We start from the raw sequence: 8819 nt of genomic DNA on the forward strand, positions 1-8819 counted from the left end.
CGCTGGACTCGTATGATGGTCTTACGGACCAAACAGACAGTATCTTTCAAGAACAGACTTCAAGAAAAGCACCCCAAACAGACCCCTACCAACAGAACGCCTACTCCCCTCAGCAGAACAGCGGCACCTATTCCGGCAATCAGCGTTTCCCCTTGAACAATACTTTTCAGGATGATCAACGTATCCAGCCTGACGGCAGCATGCGGGAGCAGGAACTGACACCCGAGGAAAGTTTTGACAACGATCTTCTGGGGGGGGCCCAAACCGACGAGAAAAAAATTTCCGATAGCGGCAAAATCATCGCTGACAAGAACAGGCTGAAGACCCGTTTAGTAGTAAAGGCTGAGCCGGGCGACGGCCTGGCGCGCCTCAGTTGGCAGCCGTCAGGATATCGCAAGCCCCAGGAGGATGAAGCGGTTCAATATCGAATCCAGATAGGTCTTGCTCCAAACAAACCGATCAAATCCATCGATGTCGGAAATGACACGACCTATACCCTGCGCGATTTGAAAAATCACCAGGTTTACTTCATTCAGATCATTGCCATAAACAGAGAGCAAAAGCGCATCACCAAATCGGAAGAGATCAAGATCATTCCCCTTCCCGCTGAAGAGCTCGGTTCTTCCCTGGAGAAAGTCTTTTCCCGTAAAAATCAAACATTGCAGGACAAACTCACCCCCGAACCGTTCAAGCGTGAACTCCGGCAATTCGGCTACGACTTTTTCAAAAACAGCGCCCAGTTGCTGGAAGCGACGGACAACCTCCCCGTGGGGGATAATTACGTCATGGGGCCGGGTGATAGCCTCAACCTCTCCCTGTGGGGGTCCATCAATGCCCGGTACACCCTTACCGTAGATCGCAATGGCGAGATCATGATTCCCCGGGCAGGGGTTGTTAAGGTATGGGGCCTCTCCTACGAAAAGGCCAAAGAGGCCATCGAGAAGGTCGTATCGCGATACTTCAAAAACTACAGCATGAATATTTCGCTTGGAAAATTAAAGACCATCCAGGTTTTTGTGGTGGGTGAAGTCGAATTACCCGGCAGCTACCCCATCAGTTCCCTTGCCACGGTAGTCAACGCCCTGTCGGCGGCGGGCGGCCCCACGAAAAACGGGTCGTTGCGCGCGATCAAGCTCACCCGCACCGGCAAGCCGGCTGGGAATATCGATCTCTATGACATGTTCCTTTCCGGGGACCGCAGCAAGGATGTCCGCCTCCAAAACGGCGACACCCTCTTTGTCCCGGTTATCGGCCCGATCGTGGCCGTTGCGGGGGAGGTAAAGCGTCCCGCAATTTACGAAGTGAAAGGCCCCCAGACGCTGGCCGATGTCATTCAGATGGCGGGCGGCATCACCGCCAGCGGATTTACCGGCAGGATCCAGATAGAACGCTTCTCCGGCAACAGCGCCAAGATCGCCCTTGATTACGAACCCAAGGATGGCCACATGGATCGTGTGACAGCCGGCGTAGGGATACAGGATCGGGATATGGTCAAGATATTTCCCGTTCAGGAGGCGGTCCGCCAAGTCGTCAGCCTCACGGGAAATGTCGTCAGGCCGGGCGAATATCAGTTCCGCAAAGGCATGCGCGTAAAGGACCTTATCTCCTCCTTTGCGGATCTGCTGCCCGAATCGTACCTGGAATCCGCCGAAATCACCCGCCTTGCCCTGCCCGATTACCATAAGGAAATGCTGCATTTCAACCTCCGCAAAGCCCTGGAAGGCAACGAGGCCGAAAACGTTCCCCTCCAGGAGCAGGACACCATCAAGGTAGCTTCACGCTGGGAGATGCAGGAAAAACAGAGTGTCATCATAAACGGTTTTGTCGTTAATCCGGGAAAATACGAATTTCACCCCGGCATGACGGTGCGAGACCTCGTCTCCGCCGCCGGCAGCGCGAAACGAAACGCCCTGCTCGACATGGCCGAACTCAGCCGCGTGGAGGTCGCCGGCGACAAGGCGACCGCGTCGCGCACGCAGATTGACCTGGGCAAGGCCATCAGCGGCGACCCCGCCCACAACCTCCCCCTGAAATCGGACGATGTGCTGATTGTTCGTGGCATTGTCGGGTGGACCGATTCAACGGATAAGTTCATTCGACTCAAGGGCGAAGTGCAGTATCCCGGCGTCTACTCCGTGGCCAGAGGCGAGAAACTAAGTTCCGTTATTGCCCGTGCCGGCGGTTTCACCGAGAAGGCCTACCTGAGAGGGGCAAAGTTTACCCGACGCTCCGTCCAAAAGGAACAACAGAAGCGGATGGACGAGATCCTTGTCAAGACGGAAAAGGAAATCAACCAGAAACAGGCCGCCCTTGCCTCTGTCGCCGCCTCCAAGGAAGAGCTTGAAGCCACGAAATCCGCCCTGGACGGCCTGCAAAAAGACCTTGAGCGGATGAAGCTCTTGAAGGCCGAAGGCCGCGTGGTCATCCGGCTTGCCCCGTTGGGGGAACTGCAGAAGAGCAGCTATGACCTGGAAATGGAAGGCGGGGACATCCTGGAAGTCCCGACCCGGACCAATGTGGTCAACGTCTTGGGGCAGGTCTACAACCCCATCTCTTTCGTGTATGTTCCCGAAAGCAGCTCCGTGGAAAACTATCTCAACAAGGCCGGCGGAGCCACCAGTGATGCCGAAGTCGACGAGATGTTCATCATCAAGGCCGACGGTACGGTTTTCAGCCGGCAACAGGCGTCTTTCGGCATAAAGTGGAGTGACGATGCCAAGCAGTGGACCCTCGGCAGCTTCATGTCATCCTACCTGGAGCCGGGCGATACCCTGGTAGTACCGCAAAAATTGGAGCGCACGGCGTGGCTCCGCGATATCAAGGATATCACCACGATCATATCCCAGATCGCCCTTACGGCAGGCACGGTCCTGATAGGGCTCAAATGATGAGTGACCCCATGAATGCAACTCAAGAACAATGTCCTCTTCCCGAAGAAGAGGAAATCAACCTCCTCGAACTCCTGCAGGTGGTCGCCAGGCGCAAATCGGTCATTATCAAGATATGCACTGCCGCCGTGATCATAGCGGTCTGCTATTCGCTGGCACTGAAAAACATCTACACCGCCAGCGCAAAAATACTCCCCCCTCAAAAGGAGTCGGGCGGCGGTCTTTCCGCTCTGCTCAGTCAGGCCGGCGGCCTGGCTTCCCTGGCGGGCGGCATGGGTGGTTTGGGAGGCTCTACCGACCTCTACCTCGGCATCCTCAAGAGCCGCTCAGTGGCGGACTCCGTCATTAAGCGGCTGAACCTTCAAAAAGAATTCGAGGCCAAATCCATCGACGAAACCAGGAAAAAACTGGAAGGCGCTGTCAAGTTCAAAGCCGGCAAGGACGGGATCATCAGTATCGACGCCGAAAGCCGGGATCCCCAAAAGGCAGCGCAGTTGGCCAATACCTTCGTGGCCGAGTTGGGGCGACGCAGTGTCGAGCTCAACCTCTCCAAGGCGGGAGCGGAGCGCGTGTTCCTGGAGAAACGGCTGGAAGTGGTAAAGCAGGACCTGCGCAACGCAGAGAACGATATGAAGGCATTCCAGGAAAAATATAAAACCTTCAAGGCTGATTCCCAGGCAACAGCCGCCATTGAAGGGATAGCGCGCCTGAAAGCGGAGATCATCACCAAAGAGGGGCAACTCGCCACGCTCCGCAATTCCATGACCGATGAGAGCAGTGAAGTAAAGGCGCTCCAGGCCGGCATCTCCCGTCTCAAGAGTCAGCTCGGCTCAATGAGCGGCAGCGGCGGCACCGATGTGATTCCGGCGGTCGGCAATATCCCGGCCCTGGGAGTGGAATACGTCCGCAAAATGCGCGAATTGAAGACGCAAGAAGCCATCTTTGAACAACTCACCAAGCAGTACGAGGTGGCGAAGATCAGCGAAGCCAAGGACTCCTCTTCGGTGCAGGTACTGGATGAGGCGGTCGCCCCCTTGAAGAAGAGCAAACCGAAACGCTCCATGATCGTTATTCTCGCTGCCGTTACGGCCTTCTTTGCCTCCATATTCGTCGTATTTATCCAGGAGTATCTTTCGAAACTATCCCCTGAAGATGCCGTTATTATCCGCGACATCAGAAATTCACTCCGGTTCAGGCGCCATGACCGTTAACCGTCATACCTCACCATTTTTCCCGGAAGATAGCCATTGTTTTGTCGCCGACTTTGCCGGCTCGCTGTGTACCGCGCCATCCGGCCGGTCTATTTCGCCATTTGTGGAGCAACCTTGAGAAAATCTATCGCAGGTCTGATAACGTTCCTCCTGCTGATCCCGGCACTGGGGCGTGCGTCCGAAATTGGGGATATCACCATCGGTAATGAAATCGGCAGCGGTGTCTCGAGATTGGGGCACGAGACCGTTGAACTGGTCCGGACGCCGTTCCAAGTCGATAACGGCAATATCCTCGTAACAATCGGGGTGGCGGGGGCTGTCGGCCTTACCTACGTGTTTGACAAGGACATCCACGACAAACTCCAGACCCGCAGGGGCAAGGCCCTCGACAAGGCCGCCGATGCCGGTTCCCTGGCAGGCGATCCTTTTCTTCATCTGGGATTTGCGGCACTGGTCTACGGCGGCGCCATCGCCGCGGACTCGCCGAAGTGGAAGGAGGTCGGCGAGATGATGGGGGAATCGCTTATCCTGGCCGATGCCTCGACCTTCCTGATCAAGGAGGCGACCGGCCGGGGGCGCCCCGATGCCACCACATCCAAGGGTGACTTCAAACCGTTTCGGTTCAAGAACAATTACGATTCATTCCCGTCCATGCACACCTCCAGTTCCTTTGCCCTGGCCTCCGTCATGGCATCGACCTCCGAGAGCCTCACCCTGAAAACCGCATATTACACGGCGGCGACGTTTGTCGGATTCTCACGTCTGTACCAGAACAAGCACTGGGCCAGCGATGTGATTATGGGTGCGGCGTTGGGAGAGCTGTGCGGCCGGGTCGTCACCCATTATCATGCAGCGGGCCAGAAAGTGGCGATAGTACCTCAGGCCTTTGAGAATGGAGCAGGGCTGGCAATGGTGGGGAGATGGTAGTTTTTCCGGTGGGCCTGGAGGCCAACGCCGTCATCTTCGACTTCGACGGCGTTATCGTGGATACGGAGCCGTTGCACTACAAGGCGTTCCAGCGCATCCTGGAACCACTCGGGCTCGGTTTTTCGTGGCAGCAGTACGTTGACATCTATATGGGCTTTGATGATCGCGATGCCTTTATAGAGGCATTCGCCACCCAAAACAGGCCGCTCGATACCGCTACACTCTCCTCGCTCGTGGAGCGCAAGGCTGAGATCTTCCAGACCGTCATCCAGGATGGCATTACAAGCTACCCAGGGGTCGTAGAATTGATCAAAAAACTGCACCTGATGAAAGTACCCCTTGCCATCAGCAGCGGTGCCCTGCAGTCCGATATCGCTCCTATAGTGGAGCAGCTTGGCATAGCCAACTGTTTTGACGTTATCGTGACCGCCGATGATGTTACGAAAAGCAAACCAGACCCGGAAACCTATCGTCTCGCATTCGAAAAGCTCGCCTCACATGCCGCCCTAACACCTGGCCGAACCGTCGCCATTGAGGACACGCCGGCGGGAATTACCGCTGCAAAGGGTGCCGGTCTGCAAGTCATCGGCCTGACTAACAGCTACCCGAAGGCGCTCATCTCTGAAGCCTCGGTCGTCCTCGATTCACTCGAAGAGCTTATCCCCTTCACGGTACATCCTTAACATCCCTAATCATCGGCAGGATTGCGGCAAAGTTCGCAGCATAGCAGCAGCACTGCGACATCATACGGCGACATTCGAGGCGCTGCTGGAGGATGCGGTACCGGACGGCAAGGGCGGCTACATTTTCACGTTGGAGGGGAAGAGCTACACGCTCAAGGATAAGGACGAGGTTCGGGGGATAGCGGAGTCTCACGGTTACATCATCATTTACTAGCGGCGGGGAATATTTTCTGTGAATGACAGAAGAGTCTATGAATGGTGAATGGTAAGCGGTGAATAAAGGCTGCGCCATTCACGCTTCCCGATTCCTATTCCCGTTTCATGATTTTTGTGAGTGAAACGCAATCGAGCCCTTCAGGAATGCTCCTGAAGGGCTCGTTGTTTTAATTATTCCCGGCGGCGACCTACTTTCCCACACAGCTACCCGTGCAGTATCATCGGCCCTGAGGGGCTTAACTTCCGTGTTCGAGATGGGAACGGGTGTGACCCCCTCGGCATTGCCACCGAGAAATCATGTGGGCTTCGGCTTTTGGTCATCTGCGGAGTTGCCTTCGTCGTGTGTCGCTCAACGTAGCGCTGCTACGCCTCGCGCCCCACTCCTTGGCTGCCTTGCATATGACACAAAATCCTGTGCCCATATCGGTTATCCAATTGCATTGTGGTTTAGGTTTTTGTGCATGATTTGCGATTTATATCCGGCCTGGGGGAAGGAGGACCTTCCCCCGGACCGTATTTTATTTTTATGGTCAAGCCTCACGGCCGATTAGTACTGGTAAGCTAAACACATTGCTGCGCTTACACACCCAGCCTATCAACGTTGTGGTCTACAACGGGCCTACAGGGGTTGTTACACCCAGGGATACCTAATCTTGAAGGGGGCTTCCCGCTTAGATGCTTTCAGCGGTTATCCTTTCCGTACATAGCTACCCAGCGACTGCGCCTGGCGGCACAACTGGAACACCAGAGGTACGTCCATCCCGGTCCTCTCGTACTAAGGACAGCTCTTCTCAAGTATCCTGCGCCCACGGTAGATAGGGACCAAACTGTCTCACGACGTTTTAAACCCAGCTCGCGTACCGCTTTAATTGGCGAACAGCCAAACCCTTGGGACCTACTTCAGCCCCAGGATGCGATGAGCCGACATCGAGGTGCCAAACCTCCCCGTCGATGTGAACTCTTGGGGGAGATCAGCCTGTTATCCCCGGAGTACCTTTTATCCGTTGAGCGACGGCCCTTCCATACAGAACCGCCGGATCACTAAGACCTACTTTCGTACCTGCTCGACTTGTGGGTCTCGCAGTCAAGCTCCCTTATGCCTTTACACTCTACGGTTGGTTTCCAATCAACCTGAGGGAACCTTCGCGCGCCTCCGTTACTCTTTGGGAGGCGACCGCCCCAGTCAAACTACCCACCAGACAGTGTCCCCGACCCGGATGACGGGCCAAGGTTAGACATCCAAAACAACCAGGGTGGTATTTCAAGGGCGACTCCACCGACACTGGCGTGCCAGCTTCAAAGTCTCCCACCTATCCTACACAAGCTATTCCGAATGTCACTGTCAAGCTATAGTAAAGGTTCACGGGGTCTTTCCGTCTTACCGCGGGTACTCGGCATCTTCACCGAGAATTCAATTTCGCTGAGCCACTGGTTGAGACAGCGCGGAAATCGTTACGCCATTCGTGCAGGTCGGAACTTACCCGACAAGGAATTTCGCTACCTTAGGACCGTTATAGTTACGGCCGCCGTTTACCGGGGCTTCGGTTCAAAGCTTCGGATTGCTCCTAACAAATCCCCTTAACCTTCCGGCACCGGGCAGGCGTCAGTCCCTATACATCGTCTTGCGACTTAGCAGAGACCTATGTTTTTAGTAAACAGTCGCTACCGCCATTTCTCTGCGACCCTCTTCAGCTTCACGTGCGTATCGCTACACTTAATGAGGGCACACCTTATCCCGAAGTTACGGTGTCATTTTGCCGAGTTCCTTAACCAGTGTTCTCTCAATCACCTTAGGATTTTCTCCTCACCCACCTGAGTCGGTTTACGGTACGGTCACCTGCTGTCTGAAGCTTAGAGGCTTTTCTTGGAAGCATGGGATCAACGACTTTGTGAGCATACGCTCTCGTCATCACGTCTCGGCGTTAACGGAGCAGTGGATTTACCTGCCACTCCCGCCTACACGCTTGAACCGGGACATCCAGCACCCGGATCGCCTACCCTTCTCCGTCCCCCCATCGCAACAACAGGTGGTACAGGAATATTAACCTGTTTCCCATCAACTACGCTTTTCAGCCTCGCCTTAGGGACCGACTAACCCTCCGCAGATTACCTTTACGGAGGAAACCTTGGGTTTACGGTGTGCGGGTTTCTCACCCGCATTTTCGCTACTCATGTCAGCATAATCTCTTGTGATACCTCCAGCCGTCCTCACGGTCGACCTTCGCAGGCTTACACAATGTTCCTCTACCACCGACGCCTTAAGGCGCCGATCCGCAGCTTCGGTACTACGCTTAGCCCCGTTACATTTTCCGCGCAGACCCACTCGACCAGTGAGCTATTACGCTTTCTTTAAAGGGTGGCTGCTTCTAAGCCAACCTCCTGGTTGTCTGGGCATTTCCACATCGTTTTCCACTTAGCGTAGATTTGGGGACCTTAGCTGGCGGTCTGGGCTCTTTCCCTTTTGACGACGGATCTTATCACCCGCCGTCTGACTCCCACGCTCTTCGTTGACGGTATTCGGAGTTTGATTGGGTTTGGTAATCTGGTGAGACCCCTAGCCCATCCAGTGCTCTACCCCCGTCACGCATACGTGAGGCTATACCTAAATATATTTCGAGGAAAACCAGCTATCTCCGAGTTTGATTAGCCTTTCACTCCTATCCACAGCTCATCCCCTGGCTTTTCAACGCCAGTGGGTTCGGGCCTCCACGAAGTGTTACCTTCCTTTCACCCTGGCCATGGATAGATCACCCGGTTTCGGGTCTACTCCTACTAACTAGACGCCCAGTTAAGACTCGCTTTCGCTTCGGCTCCATTCTATGAACTTAACCTCGCTAGTAAGAGTAACTCGCTGACTCATTATGCAAAAGGCACGCGGTCACACCTGATATACA

General features: G+C 54.9%; 4 protein-coding genes and 2 rRNA genes (1 of these 6 running past the window's edge). 4 read left to right on the forward strand and 2 right to left on the reverse strand.

Annotated elements, in window-relative coordinates:
• Window positions 1–200 precede the first annotated feature (200 nt).
• The 4 genes from F6V30_RS00175 (at window position 201) to F6V30_RS00190 (ending at window position 5709) form a co-directional block, all read left to right on the forward strand.
• A complete protein-coding gene (locus F6V30_RS00175; RefSeq protein ID WP_151156355.1) occupies window positions 201–2888 on the forward strand; it encodes an SLBB domain-containing protein in 2688 nt (895 codons plus the stop codon).
• A gap of 11 nt (window positions 2889–2899) precedes the next feature.
• Window positions 2900–4099 (forward strand): GumC family protein, encoded by a 1200-nt coding sequence (locus F6V30_RS00180; protein ID WP_151154535.1) that lies wholly within the window; start codon window positions 2900–2902, stop codon window positions 4097–4099.
• Window positions 4100–4213: 114 nt separating this feature from the next.
• Entirely contained in the window at window positions 4214–5026 is an 813-nt protein-coding gene (locus F6V30_RS00185; RefSeq protein WP_151154536.1) for a phosphatase PAP2 family protein, read from the forward strand.
• Window positions 5020–5709, forward strand: a complete 690-nt coding sequence (locus F6V30_RS00190) for an HAD family hydrolase (protein WP_151154537.1) — start codon at window positions 5020–5022, stop codon at window positions 5707–5709. The genes F6V30_RS00185 and F6V30_RS00190 overlap by 7 nt, the downstream gene beginning before the upstream one ends.
• Before the next feature lie 391 nt (window positions 5710–6100).
• Here F6V30_RS00190 and rrf read toward each other — a convergent pair.
• Both rrf and F6V30_RS00200 read right to left on the reverse strand, forming a co-directional pair.
• Window positions 6101–6217 (reverse strand): 5S ribosomal RNA (rrf, locus tag F6V30_RS00195).
• Between the two features lie 234 nt (window positions 6218–6451).
• Window positions 6452–8819, reverse strand: a 23S ribosomal RNA gene (locus F6V30_RS00200) (it continues 587 nt past the right edge of the window).

Source organism: Oryzomonas sagensis, assembly GCF_008802355.1.
GTDB lineage: Bacteria > Desulfobacterota > Desulfuromonadia > Geobacterales > Pseudopelobacteraceae > Oryzomonas > Oryzomonas sagensis.